The sequence below is a fragment of the Halovivax limisalsi genome (genome assembly GCF_023093535.1).
GTDB lineage: Archaea > Halobacteriota > Halobacteria > Halobacteriales > Natrialbaceae > Halovivax > Halovivax limisalsi.
Genome location: NZ_CP095757.1, coordinates 1,524,415 through 1,545,115 on the forward strand (window position 1 = coordinate 1,524,415; position 20,701 = coordinate 1,545,115).

General features: G+C 63.5%; 19 protein-coding genes. 12 read left to right on the top strand and 7 right to left on the bottom strand.

Annotated elements, in window-relative coordinates:
• Nucleotides 1–79: 79 nt before the first annotated feature.
• Nucleotides 80–895, bottom strand: coding sequence for a shikimate dehydrogenase (locus MXA07_RS06880; protein WP_247731305.1), 816 nt, complete (start codon nucleotides 893–895; stop codon nucleotides 80–82).
• Nucleotides 896–1,053: 158 nt separating this feature from the next.
• Between MXA07_RS06880 and MXA07_RS06885 the strand changes: the two genes are divergently transcribed.
• Nucleotides 1,054–2,382, top strand: coding sequence for a sodium:calcium antiporter (locus tag MXA07_RS06885; RefSeq protein WP_247731306.1), 1,329 nt, complete (start codon nucleotides 1,054–1,056; stop codon nucleotides 2,380–2,382).
• A 46-nt stretch (nucleotides 2,383–2,428) separates the two neighbouring features.
• Here the strand turns inward: MXA07_RS06885 and MXA07_RS06890 are convergent, their stop codons facing one another.
• Nucleotides 2,429–3,520, bottom strand: coding sequence for an SDR family oxidoreductase (locus MXA07_RS06890; protein ID WP_247731307.1), 1,092 nt, complete (start codon nucleotides 3,518–3,520; stop codon nucleotides 2,429–2,431).
• Between the two features lie 171 nt (nucleotides 3,521–3,691).
• Between MXA07_RS06890 and MXA07_RS06895 the strand changes: the two genes are divergently transcribed.
• The 3 genes from MXA07_RS06895 to ftsZ all read left to right on the top strand — a co-directional run bounded on the left by MXA07_RS06895 (nucleotide 3,692) and on the right by ftsZ (nucleotide 8,138).
• Nucleotides 3,692–5,056, top strand: coding sequence for a D-aminoacyl-tRNA deacylase (locus MXA07_RS06895; protein WP_247731308.1), 1,365 nt, complete (start codon nucleotides 3,692–3,694; stop codon nucleotides 5,054–5,056).
• Nucleotides 5,057–5,421: 365 nt separating this feature from the next.
• The gene (locus MXA07_RS06900) at nucleotides 5,422–6,648 is read left to right on the top strand and encodes a winged helix-turn-helix transcriptional regulator (protein WP_247731309.1); all 1,227 of its coding nucleotides are present in this window, start codon (nucleotides 5,422–5,424) and stop codon (nucleotides 6,646–6,648) included.
• 221 nt (nucleotides 6,649–6,869) lie between these two features.
• Entirely contained in the window at nucleotides 6,870–8,138 is a 1,269-nt protein-coding gene (ftsZ, locus tag MXA07_RS06905) for a cell division protein FtsZ (RefSeq protein ID WP_247731310.1), read from the top strand.
• Nucleotides 8,139–8,352: 214 nt separating this feature from the next.
• Here the strand turns inward: ftsZ and MXA07_RS06910 are convergent, their stop codons facing one another.
• Nucleotides 8,353–8,682, bottom strand: coding sequence for a 2Fe-2S iron-sulfur cluster-binding protein (locus MXA07_RS06910; RefSeq protein WP_247731311.1), 330 nt, complete (start codon nucleotides 8,680–8,682; stop codon nucleotides 8,353–8,355).
• 140 nt (nucleotides 8,683–8,822) lie between these two features.
• On the opposite strand from MXA07_RS06910, the gene MXA07_RS06915 reads away from it, so the two are divergent.
• The 3 genes from MXA07_RS06915 (at nucleotide 8,823) to MXA07_RS06925 (ending at nucleotide 12,726) form a co-directional block, all read left to right on the top strand.
• Nucleotides 8,823–10,235: a geranylgeranyl reductase family protein gene (locus tag MXA07_RS06915; protein ID WP_247731312.1), complete on the top strand. Its 1,413-nt coding sequence runs from the start codon at nucleotides 8,823–8,825 to the stop codon at nucleotides 10,233–10,235.
• Nucleotides 10,236–10,598: 363 nt separating this feature from the next.
• The gene (locus MXA07_RS06920; protein WP_247731313.1) at nucleotides 10,599–11,819 is read left to right on the top strand and encodes an MFS transporter; all 1,221 of its coding nucleotides are present in this window, start codon (nucleotides 10,599–10,601) and stop codon (nucleotides 11,817–11,819) included.
• A 91-nt stretch (nucleotides 11,820–11,910) separates the two neighbouring features.
• Complete coding sequence (locus MXA07_RS06925; protein WP_247731314.1) at nucleotides 11,911–12,726, top strand: AAC(3) family N-acetyltransferase; 816 nt, start codon at nucleotides 11,911–11,913, stop codon at nucleotides 12,724–12,726.
• Nucleotides 12,727–13,717: 991 nt separating this feature from the next.
• On the opposite strand, the gene MXA07_RS06930 is transcribed toward MXA07_RS06925, so the two are convergent.
• The 4 genes from MXA07_RS06930 to MXA07_RS06945 are packed head-to-tail and all read right to left on the bottom strand — an operon-like array spanning nucleotide 13,718 to nucleotide 16,822.
• On the bottom strand, nucleotides 13,718–15,265 hold the full coding sequence (locus tag MXA07_RS06930) for a TrkH family potassium uptake protein (RefSeq protein ID WP_247731315.1): 1,548 nt from the start codon (nucleotides 15,263–15,265) through the stop codon (nucleotides 13,718–13,720).
• A gap of 2 nt (nucleotides 15,266–15,267) precedes the next feature.
• Nucleotides 15,268–15,933, bottom strand: a complete 666-nt coding sequence (locus MXA07_RS06935; protein ID WP_247731316.1) for a potassium channel family protein — start codon at nucleotides 15,931–15,933, stop codon at nucleotides 15,268–15,270.
• Entirely contained in the window at nucleotides 15,934–16,374 is a 441-nt protein-coding gene (locus MXA07_RS06940) for a universal stress protein (RefSeq protein ID WP_247731317.1), read from the bottom strand. It abuts the gene before it with no gap.
• Nucleotides 16,367–16,822: a zinc ribbon domain-containing protein gene (locus tag MXA07_RS06945; protein WP_247731318.1), complete on the bottom strand. Its 456-nt coding sequence runs from the start codon at nucleotides 16,820–16,822 to the stop codon at nucleotides 16,367–16,369. The genes MXA07_RS06940 and MXA07_RS06945 overlap by 8 nt, the downstream gene beginning before the upstream one ends.
• 232 nt (nucleotides 16,823–17,054) lie before the next feature.
• Between MXA07_RS06945 and MXA07_RS06950 the strand changes: the two genes are divergently transcribed.
• The 5 genes from MXA07_RS06950 (at nucleotide 17,055) to MXA07_RS06970 (ending at nucleotide 20,349) form a co-directional block, all read left to right on the top strand.
• On the top strand, nucleotides 17,055–17,804 hold the full coding sequence (locus MXA07_RS06950; protein ID WP_247731319.1) for an Lrp/AsnC family transcriptional regulator: 750 nt from the start codon (nucleotides 17,055–17,057) through the stop codon (nucleotides 17,802–17,804).
• A 563-nt stretch (nucleotides 17,805–18,367) separates the two neighbouring features.
• Nucleotides 18,368–18,739, top strand: coding sequence for a hypothetical protein (locus MXA07_RS06955; protein WP_247731320.1), 372 nt, complete (start codon nucleotides 18,368–18,370; stop codon nucleotides 18,737–18,739).
• Nucleotides 18,740–18,826: 87 nt separating this feature from the next.
• Nucleotides 18,827–19,240, top strand: a complete 414-nt coding sequence (locus MXA07_RS06960) for a universal stress protein (protein ID WP_247731721.1) — start codon at nucleotides 18,827–18,829, stop codon at nucleotides 19,238–19,240.
• Nucleotides 19,241–19,467: 227 nt separating this feature from the next.
• Nucleotides 19,468–19,944: an Lrp/AsnC family transcriptional regulator gene (locus MXA07_RS06965; protein WP_247731321.1), complete on the top strand. Its 477-nt coding sequence runs from the start codon at nucleotides 19,468–19,470 to the stop codon at nucleotides 19,942–19,944.
• A 171-nt stretch (nucleotides 19,945–20,115) separates the two neighbouring features.
• Nucleotides 20,116–20,349 carry a HalOD1 output domain-containing protein gene (locus MXA07_RS06970; RefSeq protein WP_247731322.1) on the top strand — a complete coding sequence of 78 codons (234 nt, stop codon included), beginning with the start codon at nucleotides 20,116–20,118 and terminating at the stop codon, nucleotides 20,347–20,349.
• The last annotated feature ends 352 nt before the right edge of the window (nucleotides 20,350–20,701 follow it).

A 20,701-nucleotide genomic window follows, 5' to 3' on the forward strand; every position in this document is an offset into this window, starting at 1 on the left:
ATACCGGTAGCACCCCGCCGCAGCCGAGACCGAGTCGCGAGCGGAGCCGAGTCGAGCGCGCCGCCGAACCGTCTCGCGGTCACAGGCGGGCCCTGAGGGCGTCGTTCATCGGATCGACCGGCGCGTCGAGGCCGGTCCAGCGTTCGAACGCCGCGGCGCCCTGGTAGAGCAGCATCCACGCGCCGTCGACGGTCCGCGCACCACGCGCCGCGGCGGCTTCGAGCAGTCGGGTCTCGATCGGGGAGTAGACCGCGTCCATGACGACGAGATCGGCGCGCAACGCGGTGGGGTCGACGATCGACTCGTCTTCGTCCAGTCCGACGCTCGTGGCGTTGACGAGGATCGACGCCTCCTTCACGAGTGCGGGTAGTTCAGACAGGGAGTGGCCGGTCGCCGCCGGGACGGCGTCGGCGAGCGACTCGGCGCGCGACGTCGTCCGATTGGCGATCCGCACCGTCGCGCCCGCGTCGGCCAGTCCGAACGCGATGGCGCGACCGGCGCCGCCGGCCCCCGCGACGACGGCCGTCGCCCCGTCGATCGCCGTCTCGTCGCCGTCGAACCCGTGCTCGGAGAGTGCGCGCACGGCGCCGACGGCGTCGGTGTTGTGTCCGGTCGGTCGGTCGCCGCCGAAGTCGATCGTGTTCACGGCGCCGATTCTGTCGGCGAGGTCGTCCGGTTCGACCAGGTCGAGCGCGTCGCGCTTGAACGGGATCGTCACGTTGAGGCCGCGAACCCCGAGCGCGTCGGCGCCGTCGATCGCGCGCTCGAGGGTCTCAGGTTGCGGTTCGAACGTGACGTATCGAGCGTCGAGTCCGCGGGCCTCGTAAGCCGCCTCGTGCATGGGCGGCGACAGCGAGTGCTCGACCGGGTTGCCGACGAGTCCGTAGACGTCCATGCCGGCACTCGGCGCGCCGAGGTCATAATGGGTCGGGTCGGGCCGGGGCGACTGCGTCGTGCCCGGCGCCGAGGCCGTCGGTCGACGGCGAGGTGTCGGATCCGGCTGGAGCGGACGCATCGAAACTGACTAACATCGACGTTCACAACCGAACGGCGATGGCCTCTCTTCGACACCCGCTGGTCGCCGTCGCCGTAGCTCTGTCGCTCACGCTTCCCTGGATCGGCATCTGGGCGAGTGGCAACGGATTCGGTGCGGGCCCGACCGTCGCGATCTCCGGGATCGCCGTCCTCGGCGCCTCGTTCCTCCTGGCCTGGGCGGCGGAGACGGCCGAAGCCGACGTCCCGCGATCGTTCGCGATCGCCGTGCTGGCGGTGCTCGCCGTCGCCCCCGAGTACGCCGTCGACGCGCTGTACGCCTTCGAGGCCGGCGCTCAGGCCGGCACGACTCGCGGCGCCGAGGCCGGCAACCTCGCGATCGCGAACATGACCGGCGCCAACCGGATCCTCATCGGACTCGGCTGGTCCGGCATCGCGCTCTTTACGCTCCATCGGGCGCGACGCGTGGCCGATACGTCGGTTCGCGAGCGCGAGGGCTGGTTTACGAACGCCGTGACGCTCCACCAGGGGATCTCGGTCGAGATCGCCTTCCTCGGGATCGCGACGCTGTGGGCCTTTTTCGTCCCCTTCATGGGCGGCATCGATATCGTCGACACGATCGTGCTCGTCGGCCTCTACGTCGCCTACATCGTCGTCGTGATTCGCGCCGGTGCGGAGACCGTCGACGAGCACGTCGGCGTGCCCGCCTATCTCCAGGACTTCGCCCGACGGTTCCGCATCCCGATCGTCATCGGGCTGTTCGCCTACTCGGGGGCGACGATTCTCGTCGCCGTCGAACCGTTCGCCCACGGGCTGGAGGATCTGGGCGTGGCGTTCGGCCTCCCCGAGTTCTTCATGATCCAGTGGATCGCGCCGCTGGCCAGCGAGTCGCCGGAACTCATCGTCGTCGCCGTGCTGGTGATGAAGTCGCGCTCGACGGCCGGCTTCAACGCGCTCATCTCGTCGAAGCTCAACCAGTGGACGCTGCTGATCGGGACGCTCGCGATCGTCTACTCGATCGGCTACGGCGGCTACGGCGTCCTCGCGTTCGATTTCAAGCAGGACCTGGAGATCTGGATCACGGCGGCCCAGTCGCTGTTCGCACTGGCCATCCTCGTCAACCTCGAGATCTCCGGCCGTGAGGCGCTCGTACTTCTCTTCCTGTTCCTCTCGCAGGTCATTCTGGAGTTCCTCGTCCTGCGAATCCTCTCGGTCGCGAACCCCGAGGCGCTCAGTCACCAGATCCTGATCGGCTACACCGTCGTCTACGTCGTCCTCGCCGCGATCATGTTCTACTGTCGGCGGGCCGCGGTCGCGGAACTGGCCTCGATCGGGCAGGCCACGGCGAGGCGGGCCGTCTACGGCAAGGCGAAGCCGGAGGCGGAGTGACCGTCGCCCGAAGGCGATCCCTCCGACCGCCGACGCGGGACGACTGTCAGCGCCCGAATCGCGACACCGAGGGGCGTCTGGACCGATCCCGCTCGACGGTCTCGCGTTGCTCGCCGGCCCGCTTCTCGTCACCGCCGCGCAGGGTCCGATATCCCGCGTACGCCGCGCCGGCGGCGACGCCGACGAGCGTCGCCGCGACCGTCCGCCGGCGCTGCCGGAGCCTGGTATAGAGACTCGTCTCGGAGACGTGTCCCTCGTAGTCGCCCCGTTCCGCCAGCTCGCCCGAGGACTCCTCGAGCGCGCTCGCCCCGGGTCTGGGTGGCCGACCTGCTCGCTGTTGCCGGTCGAACACGGTTTCCATGATGCGATCGAGCAAGCCGGGCGCGTAGTGACCCAGCGCCGTCACGAGTTTCCCGCCACCGCCGACGGTCACCTCGCGGTCGCCCTGGGTCGCCGCGTGGAGGATCGCCCGCGCGACCGTCTCGGGGGCGTAAATCGGTGGCGGCAGCGTCGCCGCCTCGTCCATGTAGTTCTCCGCGTGTTCGGGGTACGGCGTGTCGATCGAACTCGGCTTTATCAGGGTGACCGAGACGGGTGCGCCGGCATCCTCGAGTTCCATCCGCAGCGCGTCGGTGAAGCCCTTGACCGCGTGTTTCGACGCCGCGTAACTTCCCTGCAGCAGGAGGGATCGATCGGAGACGATACTCCCGATGTTGACGATCGCCCCGCCCCGCTCGCGGAGGTGCTCGGCGGCCTCGAGCGATCCGTACAGCAGGCCCCAGACGTTGGTGTCGAACTGCCGGCGCATGTCTTCGACCGGAACCTCGCTCAGTCGGCCGTAGATGGAGACGGCGGCGCCGTTGATCCATGCGTCGAACCCGCCGAATCGCTCGATCGCCGTCTCCCTGATCGCCCGGACGTCGTCGCGATCGCGCACGTCGGCGACGACGTAGGCGGCCTCGCCACCGCTCGCCTCGATCTCATCGGTTAGCTCCCGGAGTGCGTCCTCGCTCCGCGCGGCCAGCACCAGCCTCGCGCCCCGGTCGGCGGCCATCCGGGCCGTCGTCAGGCCGATGCCGGAGGAGGCGCCGGTGATCACGATGGTCTGGTCGTCGATCGGCTTCAGCGACTCGTTCATACGATACTCGCTCCGTCGCCGACGCGTATGCGATCGATCCCTGTATTCGCGCGGTGGCTGGGCCCGACCTATCGATTCCCGGGGTCGCACCGCGTCGGTCCGGGCGAACGCGGAGCCTCGCAGCCGGTCGAAAACGGAGCCTATTCGGTCGCCGGGCACGGAGTGGCGCTCGTGATCGCGATCGTCGAGAGTCGCGCCGACCGAGCGTCCGTTCACGTCTGCGACCAGCTCCGCCGACTCGCCGCGTGGGACGAACGGGTCGACGACGCCCGCTCCGACGCCGACGGCGGCGGGACCTACTACCGAACCGACGGGTTCGAACTCCGATCGTTCGACGCCCTCCACCTCGACCTCGTTCGCCCGGACGAGGCGTTCGGCGAGTCGCCCGACGTGCTCGTCTTCGCCTCGCGCCACTCCGGCGAGACGGGGCCGCTCCTGTCGGCGCACTTCACCGGCAACGTCGGCCCGGCCGAGTTCGGCGGCGAGACGAACGCCGTTGCGACGGCCGCGCCGAACGCCCTCGCGACCCTCCTCGAGGCGTACGATCGTCACGCCCCCGAGGAGTACGAGGTCGGGATGGAGTGTACGCACCACGGCCCGTCCGACGTCGGCTGTCCGTCGCTATTTGCAGAACTCGGAAGCGACGACGCCCAGTGGGACGATCCGGCCGGGGCCGAGGCGGTCGCCCGCGCCATCCTCGACCTGCGGGGTGTCTCGCCCCACCGGATCGATCCGGAGTCGGGCCGGCCCCGGCAGCTGGTCGGCTTCGGCGGCGGCCACTACGTCCCGCGGTTCGAGCGCATCGTCCGCGAGACGGCCTGGACCGTCGGCCACGTCGCCGCCGACTGGGGTCTCGACGCGCTGGAAGGGGTGGCGAGTGAATCGGCCCTGGTTCGTGCCCTGTTCGAAGCGAGTACCGCGACTCACGCGGTCGTCGAGGGGACGCGGCCGGCCCTGGTGCGGACGATCGACGACCTGGGATATCGGGTCGTGAGCGAGGCCTGGGTTCGCGAGGTCGAGGACCGTCCGCTCACGCTCGTCGACGCCGTCGAGTCGGCGCTCGGCCCCGTCGCCGACGGCGTCCGGTTCGGGGACCGGCGAACCGAGTCGTTCGACGTGATTTCCCCGGCGCCCGACCTCGTTTCGCGGGCCGAAGGGATCGACGCCGAGCGGACGTGGGACGTCGTCACCGCCGGGAGCGTCGCCGTCGAGACCGCGAACGGCGGGAGTCGACTCGGGGAGCGTATCGCCGTCCCGATCGATGTGGAGACGAACCGGTCCCCCGCCGGCGTCCCGCGGCAGATCGTCGACGGCCTCGCCGACGTGATCCGGTCGGGCGCCGACGCCGTCACCGTCTCCGACGGCGCGGTCGTCGTCGAGGAGACGGCGTTCGACCCCGACCGAGCGCGCGAACTGGGTGTCCCGGACGGTCCCGCCTTCGGGAAACTGGCCGAGGGTGAGACGGTCTCGGTCGACGGGACCGTCGTCGAACCAGACGACGTCCACGAAACCCGAACGACCCGATACGCGATCTGAATCGGATACCGCGGCCGGATTCGGCGGCTGGTGCGAGTTTCGCGGCCAACCGTCCGGTGCCGGACGGTTGCCGGCCCCGTCGCGAGCGACGTGTGAGCCGACGCGATATCCCTTTCACCGCTCGGCGCGCGGACCTGGCGTCGACTCTTCAGACGAATAAAATCAATGACCTAGGAAAGACCGATTCCTGGCACATTTCCCGATCTAATTTTCAACACTAATCGCTATGTAGTCGTATAGTTCCGAATAGATGAATGTATTCTCGAACGAACGATCGATCGTTCGAAGCACCGTACAGAAACACTTACTTCGGTCAGGATAATGGTGGTTCGGTATACACCAGCGATCCCCGTTGGAAGAGAGATATGAGCAGATCGACGAACGATCCCACGACGTCCCAGGAGACCCGCCAATCGACCCCCGTCCCCCGCGCAGTGATCCACAAGCAGATTCTCGACGCCGCTCAGGACCGGCCGGCGGCGGCGATGAGCGAACTCGCCGACGCGGTCAACGGCGCGTCCGTCGACCTCGTCGAACAGGTCCTCGAGGAGTACGGCGACCCCGCGGCCGACGAGCCGTCGGCCGGCGATCCGGAGACGGCCGACGATCCGGAGGCGGACGGTGATTCGTGGGGCGGGCCGGACGGCGACCCGGAATCGATGGTCGGACGAGATTCCGACCCGGAGCCGGAGGATGGTGGAGACGGTACCCCAGGATCGCCGGAAGCGGGGGAGGCCGCGTCACCGGGCCACGGCGAGCGCAAATCGGCCGCCGACGGCGGCGCGACGATCGAAACCGACCGCGAACCGACCGAGTCCGATCGACGCGAGGCACCGGCGGCGGACGGTCGGAGCGATTCCACGTCCGACAGCCCGATCGACCCCGACAGCCTGAGCGAGACCGAGCGCCGAACCCTTCGGGCGATTCGGGAGCGTCCGAACGCGACCCAGCAGGAGCTGGCCGACCGCTTCGACGTGACCGCGGCGACGATCAATCGACGCGTCAACGACATCGACGGCTTCGAGTGGTCGAACCGCGAGGCGATCGTCGCCGACCTCTTTCCGGACGACGGTCCCGATGGGCGGGAACTCGACGTCGACCCGACGGAGCCCGAGCCGAACAACGACTCGGCCGAGGCTGAGCCCGACGCCGTTCCGACCGGGCCAGCACCCGACGAGGGCTCCCAACGGCGAGACTCCGAAGCCGAGTACGCGACGTCTGGGCCCGACGCGGCCGCTTCGCAGGGCGAGTCCACGACGGCCGGAGCCGACGGAACCACGGACCGGCGGGACTCCGGGGCCGACCCGACACAGCCCGAACCGGCCGACTCGAGGAACCCCGGATCCGGCGCCGAGCCCGCCGAGTGTGACGCCGAGAGCGCGCAACTCGAGGCGCTCTCGGCCCGGATCGACGCACTGACCGAATCGGTGGCGTCGCTCGACCGTCGCCTCGATGCGTCCGGCGACGGCAGTCGGTCCGGTCTCGAGGATCCGGAACTGATCGCGAAAGCGATGCACGCCTGTCTCCAGTCCGAGCGCATCTCCGAGTCCGAAGAGCTTCGGCTACTCGAGACGTTCGTGGCCGACGACTGACGGACGGTCGACTTGCTCGAGGCCGATCGATCGAGCGCCCCGAGCCGCTCTGCGTCACCGGTGAACCGTCGGCTTCCCCGTGGAAGTGGTGTCGCTCACTGGTTCAGTGGACGGTTGCTTTCGAATCGACGTGACCGCCACGCTCGATCGACGATCGTCTGACGGGCGGCAGACAACGTGGGAAACGGTCATAACGCTGCGATCACAATAGCGCGCCAGGAATGGACTCCATTGTCGAGGACGCGATCGACGAGGCCGAGGACGGGGGCGCCGACCCCGCCCAGGGGGGCCCCGGAGCGCCCGAGACCGGTTCGGAACCGAACCCGTCGGGGACGATGACCGACGAGGAACTGAAAGACGTTCTCCAGGACCTCCAGACGGACATCACGGTGGTCGGCTGCGGCGGCGCCGGCGGCAACACCGTCAACCGCATGAACGAGGAGGGGATCCACGGCGCGAAGCTGGTCGCCGCGAACACGGACGTCCAGCACCTCGTGGAGATCGACGCCGACACGAAGATCCTGATGGGCGAGCAAAAGACCGGCGGCCGCGGCGCCGGGTCGCTCCCGCAGGTCGGCGAGGAGGCCGCTCTCGAGAGTCAGGAGGACATCTACGAGGCCATCGAGGGTTCGGACATGGTCTTCGTCACCGCCGGGCTCGGCGGCGGCACCGGCACCGGCTCGGCCCCCGTCGTCGCCAAGGCCGCTCGCGAGTCGGGGGCGCTGACCATCTCCATCGTCACGACGCCGTTCACTGCCGAGGGCGAGGTCCGTCGCACGAACGCCGAGGCCGGCCTCGAACGCCTCCGCGACGTCTCCGACACCGTCATCGTCGTCCCCAACGATCGCCTCCTCGACTCCGTCGGCAAGCTCCCCGTCCGTCAAGCGTTCAAGGTGAGCGACGAGGTCCTGATGCGCTCGGTCAAGGGCATCACGGAACTGATCACGAAACCCGGCCTCGTCAACCTGGACTTCGCCGACGTCCGCACCGTCATGGAGAAAGGCGGCGTCGCGATGATCGGCCTCGGCGAGTCCGACTCCGAAGCGAAGGCCGAGGATTCGGTCAAGACCGCTCTCCGATCGCCGCTGCTGGACGTCGACATCTCCGGGGCGAGCTCCGCGCTGGTCAACGTCACCGGCGGCAACGACATGTCCATCGAGGAGGCCGAGGGCGTCGTCGAGGAGATCTACGACCGGATCGACCCCGACGCGCGCATCATCTGGGGCACCTCGATCGACGAGACCCTCGAGGGCAGCATGCGCACCATGATCGTCGTCACGGGCGTCCAGTCGCCCCAGATCTACGGCCGACCGGACGGCGAGACCGTCCAGCCCGAGGGCGTGGGCCAGGCGGGCGCAGGCGGTCAGCCGGGTGCGGGCGGACAGGCGGGCGCCGGCCCGACTGGCCACCAGCAGGCCGGCGGCGACCCCGTCGGCGGTCAGGGCGACGCCTCCCCCGAGGATGACGACGACATCGACTTCGTCGGTTGACGGTCTCGTGGCGGCGGTCGACCGCGGTATCTGATCTGGGACGGAACCGATTTTTGGTCGTTCGTGGTCACAGTTTGCCCGCTATGAGCGTCCTCCCAGACCGGTCGATCGCGGGCTCCATTCGACGGTCACGCAGAGCGTACTGGCATCGCAACGAGCACCCTTCGGGGCGGAGAGCGTACGTCCGGGCAGCGAGCACCTTCCGAGCCGTCGATCAGTCGTCGGCGAACGCCTCGCCGGCTCCCTTCGCCGCATCGCCTTCGATACTCGGCGGGTACTTCCCGCGGTCTAGTTTCAGGTCCGATTGCGGGCGAGCCATACAGGTGAGCGCGTAGTTTTCGGCTTCGTCCGCCGTAAAGCCGCGCGCCGCGGGCTGGGTGACCTCGCCCTCGACGATCTCGGCCGTACAGGCCAGACACATCCCGACCCGACAGGAGTACTCCTGGGCGATCCCCGCCTCGAGACACCGACTTAGGATGGTCTCTTTGTCCGAGCAGGTGATCGTCTCGCCCGTCCCCACGAACTCGACGGTGTAGTCGGTCATGTGCCCGGCTACGAAGGTCGCCGTCAAAATACTTCGCTTGTGACGGGCCGGTCGCCGGCGTTCGATCCCGGAAATTCGAGCCGGATCCCCTGCCGAGTCGCACGAAAAACGTTTTCTACCAGCGCTCACGACGGTTCGGTATGAGTACCCAGGAGCAGGCCGGATCGGCGGCGACGGCCGATCGGGACCGACGAACGTGGGACGTTGTCGTCGTCGGCGCCGGGACGGCGGGCTGTTACGCCGCGGCGACTATCGCCGAGGCGGGCTACGACGTCGTGGTCCTCGAGCGCAAGTCCGCATCCGAGGCGGGCCACATCGCCTGCGGCGACGCCCTCAAGGGCGCCGACGCGTTCCCCGAGGTCATCTCCAAGTCCCAGCTCGAACCCGCATTCACCAATACGGGCGTCGACCACGGTCGCTTCGAGATCCCCCAGGAGGACACCGTCCTCGAGATCCCCGTTCCCGGCGAACTCGCCGTCGTCGACCGCTGGGAGTACGGCCGCCGCGTCATCGAGGGCGCCGGCGACGCGGGTGCCACGTTCCACTACGACACCGTCGTCAAAGACGTCCGTCAGGCCGACGACGGCACCGTCACCGGCGTCGACGCCGTCCGGCAGGGCGATCCCCGAACGTACGAAGCCGAGATCGTCGTCGACGGCGCCGGCGCGCTGTCGATCCTCCAGGACAAGGCCGATCTCGCCGGATCGACGTTCGACACCAACGTCACCTACTCGCAGTTCTGCTCGGCCTACCGCGAGATCGTCCACGTCGACGAGCCGGTCGAGTGGTCCGACGCCCTGGTCTTCAAGCCGACCGAGCGCGCCGCCGGCTACCTCTGGTACTTCCCGCGCACCGAGACCGAGATCAACGCCGGGCTGGGCTTTCAGATGACCGAAGAGCCGATGCACCTCGTCGACGACCTCAAACGCGACCTCCGGAACCGCCCCGAGTTCGAGGGCGCCCGCGTCGCGGACAAACTAGGTGCCGCCCTCCCGACGCGTCGGCCCTACGACTCGGCCGTCCATCCCGGCTTCGTCGCGGTGGGTGACGCCGCGGGTCACGTCAACCCCACCACGGGCGGCGGCATCGCCGGTGCCGCCTACGCCGGCACCTACGCCGCCGAGCAGGCCATCGCGGCGATCGAAGACGGCACCGTCGACGAGGACGCCCTCTGGCGGTACAACGAGCGCGTGATGGACCACTTCGGCGCGCGCTACGCCGCACTCGACGTCTACAACATCCTCTCGACCGCCGTCGACATCGACGAACTCATGGGCCTGCTCGCGGCCATGCCCGGCGAACAGATCGCCGAGGCGCTCTACTCCGGCAGCGCGAACCTGAGCTGGAGCCTCAAACTCAAGGCGCTCCTGAAGGCTCGCGGCCACTACGGCACCGTCTGGAACCTCTACAAGACCAAACAACGCGCCGACGAACTCCTCGCCCACTACGAGGACTACCCCGACTCGCCCGCCGGGTTCGACGCCTGGCAAGCCGAACGCGACCGACTCATGGAGTCGGTCTACGAGACGACGGGCGCCGATCCCAAGTACTAACAACGAACTTTTTCTCTGCGGGCGCGGCGCAGCCGCGCCCTCGGAAAACCTTCGATGAAAAGCACTCCTCCCTCCGTTCCAGCCGCGCTTCGCGCGGCTTTCACATCGGTCGTCGGCCCGCTCGGCGACTCACGGGCTCCGCCCGTTCGCCACCTCGCGGTGATCGCACTCCACTCGCTCCCCTAGTCGCCGGCCCGCTTGCAGCCCGACACACGGCCTTCGGCCGTTCGACTGTCCGCGGTGCGTAGTGCCCTGATCTGTACCTATTCGCGGGTATGCCCGTCGGTGTCGGAGTCGATCGCCACCACTGAGAGTGCTCTCGCCACGACCGGCTATACCCCTCGGCCTCGCGTAGTCGCACTGATGGGGAATTCCAGCGGCGACGAACCGATCGGTTTGCCGTGGCGCTCGCGGCCGTTCGTGACCGTGCTCGCCGCCACAGTCGTGGTGCCGCTTGGAGTCCCCCTCCTGAGTCCGACGCTGCCACTACTTCGGGACACGTTCGCGGTGTCGGACGTGCGCGCGGGATACCTCCTCAGCGCGTACTTCCTCCCCGGAATCGTCCTCTCGCCGCTCATCGGCCGAATGCTGGATCGGTGGGGCCGGCGGCCCGTTCTGCTGGCGAGTCTCTTCGCGTTCGGGTTCGTCGGCGTCGCGATGCCGTTTCTCGGCGACTTCACCGCGATCCTCGTCGCCCGTGTCGGACAGGGCGTCGCCGCCGCGGGGATCTTCATCACGACGGTGACGATCATCGCGGATTCGTTCGCGGGCACGCAGCGAAACGCCGTCTTCGGGTTCAACGTGGCGATCCTCTCGATCGGCCGGACGCTCTACCCGCTGGTTGGCGGCTCGCTCGCCCTGTTTGGATGGCGGGTGCCGTTCGCCTGCTACCTGTTGGCCGTCGGCGCCGGACTCTTCGTCGCGAACGTCTTCGAGGAGTCGGCGCTCGTCACCGATCCCACCGAGCGCGCGACGATTCGACGGGCGATCGCCGAACTCACCGTCGGTCGGACGATCCAGCTCTACGGGGCGACGGTGCTCGCGGAGACGATCGTCTTCGGGTCGATCATGACGACGGTCCCCTTCCTCCTCGCGGCGGAATTCGACGCGACTACCGCCACGATCGGTGCCATCGTCGCGATCGCGACGCTCGCCTCGGCGCTCGTCGCAGCGGAGAACGGGCGCTTCGTTCGGCATGCGTCGAATCGCGCGCTGGTCTCGGCCGGCTTTTGCTGCTTCGGCGTGAGCCTCATCGGCGTCGGATTTACGTCCTCGGTACCGTTCGTGGGCGCGTTCGCACTCGCCTTCGGCGGCGGAATCGGCCTGATACTACCGTCCGTGGACGCCTCGATCAGTCGGGCCGTCTCGCCGGCCTGTAACGCCAGCGCACTCAGTTTACGAAACAGCGCGACCGGACTGGGACGCGCGGCGGGGCCGCTCTCGTTCACCCTCGTCGCGACCCACACCGGTTACCGACCACTCCTCGCCGGAGTGGGGATGCTGTCGCTTGCGATCGGACTCGGTGCCCTCCTGATTCGGCGCTCTCGTGCTGCTCCTCGCCCGAACCCTGATCGCGGTGCGTGATCGGGCCGGCCGACCTGGGTTCGATCGCGGGTATCGGCGCGGTCGATCGTCACACCACCAAACTTATTCTGAACCCGGCGAAGCGGCGTTCATGAGCGAGACGCTTCCCGAAGAACGCTCCTCGGTGCCCGTCACGGTCGACTCGATGGCGGATGACCTCCGAACCCTCGGCGTCGAGGACGGGGACATCGTACTGGTCCACGGTTCGCTCTCGGAACTGGGGTGGGTCTGTGGCGGCCCGCAGGCCGTCGTCGACGCCCTCCAGCACGTCGTCGGCGCTGACGGGACCATCGTCATGCCGACGCACTCGCCGGGGAACATGAACCCGGCCGACATGGGTAACCCGCCGGTCCCCGAGTCGTGGTACGAGACCATCCGCGAGACGATGCCGCCGTATCGCCCCGAATCGACGCCCACCCAGGGGATGGGCGCGATCGCGGAGTGCTTTCGAACCTATCCCGACGTTCTGCGGAGCGATCACCCCCAGCACTCATTCGCGGCGTGGGGCGCCGACGCCGAATTCGTGACCGAGGGCCACACGCTGGCGTACTCCCTCGGCGAGGAGTCGCCGCTGGCCCGGGTCTACGACCTGGATGGCGACGTCCTCTTTCTGGGAACGACCCACGCGACCAACACGTCGTTTCACCTCGCGGAGTATCGCGCCGACCTCGACCTCGGGACGGCGACCCAGCAGAGCGCCATCCTCGTCGACGGCGAGCGCGAGTGGGTCGAGTGGGATGACATCGACTTTACGGACGAAGACTTCCCCGAGTGCGGCGAGGCGTTCGAGCGCGAACACCCGGACGCGTTCGTGACCGGCACCGTCGGCGTCGGCGACGCGAACCTGCTCTCCCAGCGAGCGCTGGTGGACTTCGCCGTCGAGTGGTTCGAGGCGAACCGTTCGTAAACGGCGACCCGGGGAGCCGGGATATCGGTCTTCCCGTCGTTCACCGCTCCGACTCGAGGTCCGTGACCCGCTCCCGAATGCCCGACACCGCGGCGTCGACGAGCGCTTCGCCCTTCTTGTTCGAGGCCGTCTCGCTCAGTCCTCACCCCGTAGCGTCCGAATCGGTGCTGGTCGATCCCGTATCGTCGAGGGGTCTCCCTCGTCGCGAGCGGTCGACTCGACGTCGAATTCCAGCATCCCGATCCCGGCGAGGCAGTCGGGACAGATTCGGCGGTCGATGTCGCGGTAGTTGTCGGCGCTACGCCCCGGTGTTCCGTCGCGAGGCGCACCCAGTGCCTGTCGGTCAGGGGATCGTCGCAGCGATAGCAGACCGGCCGGTCCGTCATGGTCGCCCCGCCGACGGATCTCCGGCCGGTTCAGAATCTGAACGTTCTACGCTGCATAGCTGAAGCTGGCGGTACCGCAGGCGTGCGAGACCTTTTTGTCTCGGTGGTGTGTACGCAATCATGGCAACTGAAAACCGCTCATGGTTTTCGGAAGCCACGTCTCGGGTGCTGTTCCCACCCGGGACAATTCTAGCGCCTGTCCCCGCGGCAGTTCTGGAGAGCGCGGCTTCCGTTCTGACAATAGCAGTTGAAGATTATATAATTGATGGTGATTGTGAAACCTGGATGGTCCGGACGGCGGCCGATCGAGACGGGGATGCGGGATTTCGAGCGATGGTCGAACGCCGACCGTGTATTCGATGGGGGATATTCCTGGGAGACCGTGTTGAAGGTGCCGTATTCAGTACTGATTCTATTACCATCGGGCGAGTCGAATTGCTACGTACGGGTGACCCACGTAACAGAGGAGATCCGCTCTCGCTAATCTTTGTCAAAAGATACGTACCGAATACAGAAGATGTAGATTGTGGGAATGCTACTATTCGAAGGATTATTGGATATGGTATTCACCGAGATATTCCAGTGTGACCCAGCGACCATCTGGTTTAGTTGTACAAATCCAGTCGCTGGAGAACTGCGCCCACTAGCACCGCAATTGGTATGATTTCTAACCGACCGATCCACATGTTCAAGATCAAAACGGCCTTTCCGGTATCGGGGAGATCAGGCCCGGTGATCCCTGCACTGAGTCCAACATTACTCTGGGCGCTCATCACGTCGAAGATCACGTACTCCAGGGGATATGCTGATGACAGCGTCCGCAAAAGCACCGCTACGCCAATAGCGAGACCGGCGATCCAGAGGATGAACACGACGGTTGCTTCCGTATATTCCCGCTGGGCCTGGTTTTCGCTGAGATTTCGTTGACCGATCTGAAGCCGTCGAACAGCAGCGGTTGGCTGGAGGACATTTCCGATTTGCCACGCCGTTCCTTTAACGAGCGTGATCACGCGGATGAGTTTCAACCCGCTCACCGTTGAACCAGCCGCTGCGCCGGTGAGCATGCCGAGACACGTCAGTAAGGTCGCTCCGGCAGTCCAGACTCGTTCTGTCCCGCCACCGATCGCGGCCGTGCCGAAGCCGGTGTTCGACGTCGCGGAGACGAACTGAAAAAGGGCGATACGAAACGTTTCTTCGAACGTCTCATATTGGTCGTTGAGCGCGAGGATCACGGTTAACAGGAGCGAACCGATTCCGAACCAGAGGAACACCCATCGAGTCTGAATGTCCCGGTAAAAGTTCTGGATTTCGCCCTTGATGATGAGATAGTGGATCGGGAACGCGATACTTCCAGCGACCATCACCGGGACGACCGCGTACTCGATTAGCGGGCTGTCGTAGTAGCCAATCGAATCTGCGTGCACGGAGAATCCGCCGGTCGCGATTCCCGTCATTCCGTGGTTGATTGCGCCCCAGAGTGGCATCCCGACTGCAAGAAATAGTGTAATCGAAGCGAGCGTCAGTCCGAGATAGATCTTCCAGATCTCCGTGACAGTGTTGACGACGCTCGGATGGATCTTCTCGGATCGCGCTTCGCTCTCAAACAGTGTGAGCGAGCCGCTCCCCGGACGGGCGAGGATCGCGACGGTAAGAACGATCACACCGACGCCGCCGATCCACTCCGTGAACGACCGCCACCAGTGCAGCGATCGAGGGAGTTCCTCTTCGACGGCGGCCACCGTCAACCCCGTCCCGGTGAACCCGCTCATACTCTCGAAGAATGCGTCCAGCGGGTTGAGGAAAATCACCGTCGTGCCATCCATCGGCGGCGTGGTTGCCCACGCGGGGAGCGGATCGAGCGAGATCGTCCACGCGATGAGGAGGAACGGGAGCCCACCGAGAACTCCAACCATAAACCACGCGATAGCAGCCGTTAGCATCGCTTCGGCCTTGCCAGCTCCGCCTTTGCCACTGTATCGTCGCACCATCGTAATGCCGATACCGGCAATTAGGATTGCCGTGACGGCGAATGCGGGAACTGCGAAGAACTCGTAGTTGACGATGGCGACTGGTATCGATACGGCGCTCATCAGAGAAATTACCTGTAGAATTCGACCGATGTCTCGGCCGATGACACGGGACTGAAGCCTCATGGCTATGTACCAGTAAACGCTGAAACAGCATCCGAAAGCGTCGCGTCGTCCGTGAAAATCGTCACCTCGTCACCGGCGTGGATGGTCGTCTCCCCTCTCGGGGCCCGAAGATTGCCGTTTCGCTGGAGGGCGACAACCAGACAACCCTCCGGAAGCGCACCGGACTCCAGCGCCGTATTGAGTCGTACGCCGCTCATGGGTGCATCGTTCGTGACGGTCAATTCTACCAACTCGGTCGAATCGTCGAGTTCGATGAATTCGCTAACTGTTGGGTACCGGACGGCATGGTAGAGATAGTCGGCGATCAGTCGCTGCGGGTTCTCGATCAATGTCACGCCGATCTTTTCGAAGACGGGGAGGTTCTCCGGGTCGTGAACGACGCTGACGAGATTCGGGACGTCGTGCTCCTGTGCGAGCAACATCACCATGATATTGGTCGCATCCACGTCGGTCGTGGATATGACGGCATCAGCGCGGTCGATCCCCGCGTCTTGGAGCGTTTCGAGATTCGTCGCATCAGCGTGCAAGACGAGGCAATCGTATTCCGCACCGGCATCGTTCGCCCGCTGTTCGTCCTGTTCTATGACCGCAACATCGTTTCCGTCTTGGACGGCACTCTCGATAAGATTCGATCCGATGTTTCCTGCGCCGACGATTATCAGATACATCTACTTTTCCTCCATTTGTCTTTTTGAAAAGATCACGACTGGCTGATGACGCTCGGATAGCAACCGGTACGATGAGTTCTCCGTGAGTATCTGCTGAAACCGCGTTTTCGGGCGGGGTGAAAAGGTAATTGCCGATGCGTCGCGTTCGTCAGCAGCCGCAACAATCTCCTCAACTGTGTCCGTGCCAGCCCGTAGTGCCCGGTTGATATCAGGCCCGTTCGAGAAGTAGTCTTTGACGTACGAGAATACTTCCTCTGCCCCCTGATTCAAGGCCTCAGGCGAGGCCGGGTCGATGAATCCTTCCAATTGCTCGATAACGAAGACGACTGTAATTTGTTCGACGTCAGAATCGGGATATTGGTCGAGGGTCTCGCACGTTCGTTCCGCGTCGGCGACGTTCGCTAGTGGGTCGAGGGGACGGATGAAAATTGTATCAGGCATCGGAACCCTCCTGCCGATCCGGTTCGGACGTTTCTCTGCGACAGTGTGGGCACGACTCCGCGTTTTCGTCCACGTAGCCGTTGCAGTGTTTACATTTCCGTATCGCCGCGCTCTGAATGTCACCTAGAAACGCCCAGTGGAGACTCTCCTTGCCACCTGGTCGCTTCTCCCGTGTTACGTGATAAAGGGAGACCAGCTGCGGATCGCCGTCGAGTCCGTCCTGGGTCGGATCCCGCATTCGCACCAGAGCGTATGCCCCGTGGTCCTCGATTCCAACGACATCGCCGACAGCGCCCGAGAGAATCTGCTCTCGTATCGGGGTGCGACGTTGCTCGATTCGCTCGTCGATGTATTCGCGGGCCGCTCGAAGCTCCGGAACGGCGAGCGCGCGTAGTTGCTTCACCAGATCTGCTGGAAGGCAGTCTGGTACCGACCCATCTGAACTCATACACCACCACTCGGTTGGGGAAAACAAAAATATCTTCCGGTAGAATGCTGTTACGTTTGATACTAGAGAATATATTTTCCATTCGTTTGCCCGGAGTTTGACCGTGCGTATCGTGTGATATCACTAAATTCTCATCAACCCAAACAGGAATATCGTCGAAGCCCGTTAGAACGGCAATCGAAACCCAAAGACAAATTTAACTCGATTGAATAACTATCGATTGGGTATAAAAATGGGGGAACGTATCGATGAGACCGACGAGCAGATATTGTACCATCTCTCACAGGAGGCGCGACACACGTCTGCTCCGGATATCGCCGAGAAAGTAGACGTTTCAGCTCCTACCGTTCGAAATCGGATTCGTCGACTCGAAGAGGAGGGCATCATCATCGGGTACCCGGCCCACATTAATTACGAACGTGCCGACGGATTGTTGACTAACATGTTTATGTGTAGCACGGCTGCCACCGATAGGCAGGAACTCGCCCAGCGTGCGCTTGAAATTCCGGGAGTCATCAACGTGAGGGAGATCATGTCCGGGAAAGGAAACCTTCGGATTAAGGCAGTAGGCACTGATACGGACGATCTCACTCGGATTGCGCAGGACATTACGGCTCTTGGGATCGAAATTGATAACGAGGACCTCATACACCGGGAGTATTTCCGGCCCTACGCCCAGTTCGGCCCCAGAGACCAGGAACCGATCTCACCAGTAACCGGCGTCGCCGGGCTCGCCGGTGATGCGGATGTTATCGAGGTTATCGTCAAAGGTGGCGCTCCAATCGTCGGGACGACATTGAAGGAAGCTAACGAAGCGGATTTAATCCCGTCAGACGTGCTCGTGGTGCGAATAGACCGAAATGACCAGGCGATCACACCAACTGGGGAGACGGCAATCGAGCAGGGCGACTTTGTTACTATCCATTCGCGGTCCGGGATAACTGAAGAGACGTTAGAAGCATTTACTGAAGGACAAAGATGAGAAAAATCGGATACTTAAAATCCCGTGTCAGTACCCCTCTCCCCACGAACCGGTAAAATATGGGTGGGAAATAATGGAATCGACAGTCCACCAATTATTTATTCCGGAATCGATTCTAGCGCCCATGAAACAGCTCCTGTCGGATTTTCTCCTCTCTCAGGAAAAGGAGTCCGAACCCGGAGGTGCTTCCCTCTTCGAATGTCGCCATTGCGGAACCAAGTTTGACGAAGACCGGAACTACTGTACGGCCTGTGGGAAAACCGAAATTGCGACCTATTCATTCGATGTGAATTGTGGGACCGCAGACTCCTGATTTACGGATAGCACCTCTCTGGTCTACAATCGTCTGTGGAAGGAGAGAACCCGGCTCTAGAATGACTTCGCGTACCCAGGGTGAGACCGCTTTAGCCAGGGGATCCGGAGGAAAGGTTGTAAAGAGGAGGAGTTCGGTTTAAATATTTTAAAGGGCCACACCGTACTTAGTTCTCAGTCCGGAATCTTCGATACTCACCGGCGAGGAGTCACCGACAGGAATTATGGGCATGCGGTACCGATAGTCGCGCATGAGTTCCGATCCGGCCGAGCCCACTCCTCCGGAGGGGCTACCCGACGAGCTCGCCTCCACCTTACACCAGTTACGTCCCGAAGAGCTTCGAAGAACGATAATTCACGCACAGGAACTCCTCAATTACAATCATGAAAGTCCATCACCCGTGGAACCCAAACCGGGAGATGACATACTCAGCGTTACCGAGCACGAAGGGTACACGGAAGTCATCAAATACGTAACTGAGACGGTGAACGGGACGGAAAGCCGGGTGGGGCCCTTCCACTATCACGTCACCGAGGAACGCCATCCGGATGGCACTGTAAAACCGTATTGGAAATTTATCGGCGATATTAACCTCGATGACGAAGAAAAGCGAAATAGTTGATTTGATTGTCGTCTGTGCCAAATTACCAAGCTGATATACTGCACGTTCTCCTATTTACCGTATGGGTAGTCCAAGTGAGTCTCCGCGATCGGACTTCTCGCCAGCGTTCTCGTTCCAGTTGCAAACGAGACTGACGCCAGAAAGACCGCAACGTCGTTAGAACCGTACGATCCCGCTCAGGTTACGGTGCTCCACGTCGTCGAAAAGGGTGGCGGTGCGCCGGATAAGACTCCTGTCGCCCAATCGGAGGAAATCGCGGAGGAGCCGTACGCCGCCTTCCGCGAAGTGTTTCCGGATGCTGACTTGCTCACCGCATACGCTCGGGATGTGGTCGGGGCGATATTCGAGGTTGCTAATGATATCGACGCGAGTGCGATCACGTATCGTTCTCGTGGCGGAAACCGTCTCATGCAATTTTTGACGGGCGATCTATCGCTCAAACTCGTTACCGAGGCAGACCGGCCGGTCATCGCATTACCACGTTCGGATACGAACGCTTGATCCGGACGCTCGAATAAGCTGAGACTTCAATGGCGGCCAAAGAGTCGGTCATGAAGTGAACGCGGTGATGGGTACTCGGCCAATAGAACTGGCGTTTCGAGGGCCTCGAGAATTTTGAATACGAGCACCCCTGAACGGTACGGGACAGAAGACAAAACAATGGAGCAGCTATTCCCCATCCACTTGCCGAGCAAAAAACTAACTTCGTCGGCTCGTGTCACTTGCTCATGGAACTCGACCCCACCGACCGGACGATCCTGTATCTCCTACAGGGCGAGAAGGGAACGAGCCTCACGCACGACGATATCGCCGACCGGATCGACGTCTCGTCCAGTACCGTAAGCAACCGCATTCAGCAACTCAAAGAAACCGACGTCCTGCTCGGATACAGGGCAAAAATCGACTACGAGAACGCAGGGATTCCCCACCGCATTCTGTTCGTCTGTACGGCACCGATCAGCGACCGCAAACACATCAGCGAGGCTGCGATGGATATTACGCACGTCGTAAATGTACGCGAGTTGTTGACTGGAACGCAAAATATCCACATCGAGGTCGTCGGGACCGACGCGGAGGATATCGAAACGACCACGCAGGAGTTAGACGAACTCGGACTCGTAATCGAACATTCCGAGATACTTCGCCGGGAGTTGCACCAGCCATTTGATGATTTCGGAAAAGATTTGGCGGATGAATCATCTTGATGGATTCGAAGCCCGCCCGTATTAAGGCTCGACTTTCTATATTGTCTTTCATCCAGAATTAAACATTGATGCAGGCGGGTGCCAACGATACTATTCAGTATTCTTAACCGTATGAGCGCACTGTTACCGTCAATGAGCACGGATTCGTCAACAGCCGATGATCGCCGATCAATGACCGTAGCGATCGTCCGGGCTGTCGCCAGCGAGAAAGAGGTCGATCCGGTCGACCTCTCCCCGCCCCTCGATACCGTGATCGATGCCGATGCCTTGAACGACCTCTTCAAGGCGCCGAAGAAATCGGCCGGGCGAGTTTGCTTCGAGTACAGCGGGTGTCGGATACAGGTACTTGCGGATGGGACGGTTGAGGTCGAACCGGCCGAGGCGGCTGCGGATTTTTCCCGTTGAAACAGTGTTTCGTCGTGGTCGATTCTGACGCAGATCTAGCGGTCAATCTCTACTGTCTCTCGTAGACAACGTGGCCGCAGGCTCAAAATCAGGGGGCGATTTGAGCATCTCGCTCCGCCTCGGTCGGATTGGTCCACCGTTCAGTACAGAGCGTGCTGTGAGCACACTCTCCGGGAGCGACCGGAGGGAGCGAGCGGGCCGACGATCGACCCGTAGGGGAGGGAGGAGTGCTTTTCGTCGACGCTGAGCGGGATCGAAGATCCCGCGAGGTCGTGGGCGCTTCGCGCCGACTGCTCGAGGGAACTGCGTTCCCTCGCTGTCCAAAAGAGCGCTTCGCATTCTTTTGAACATT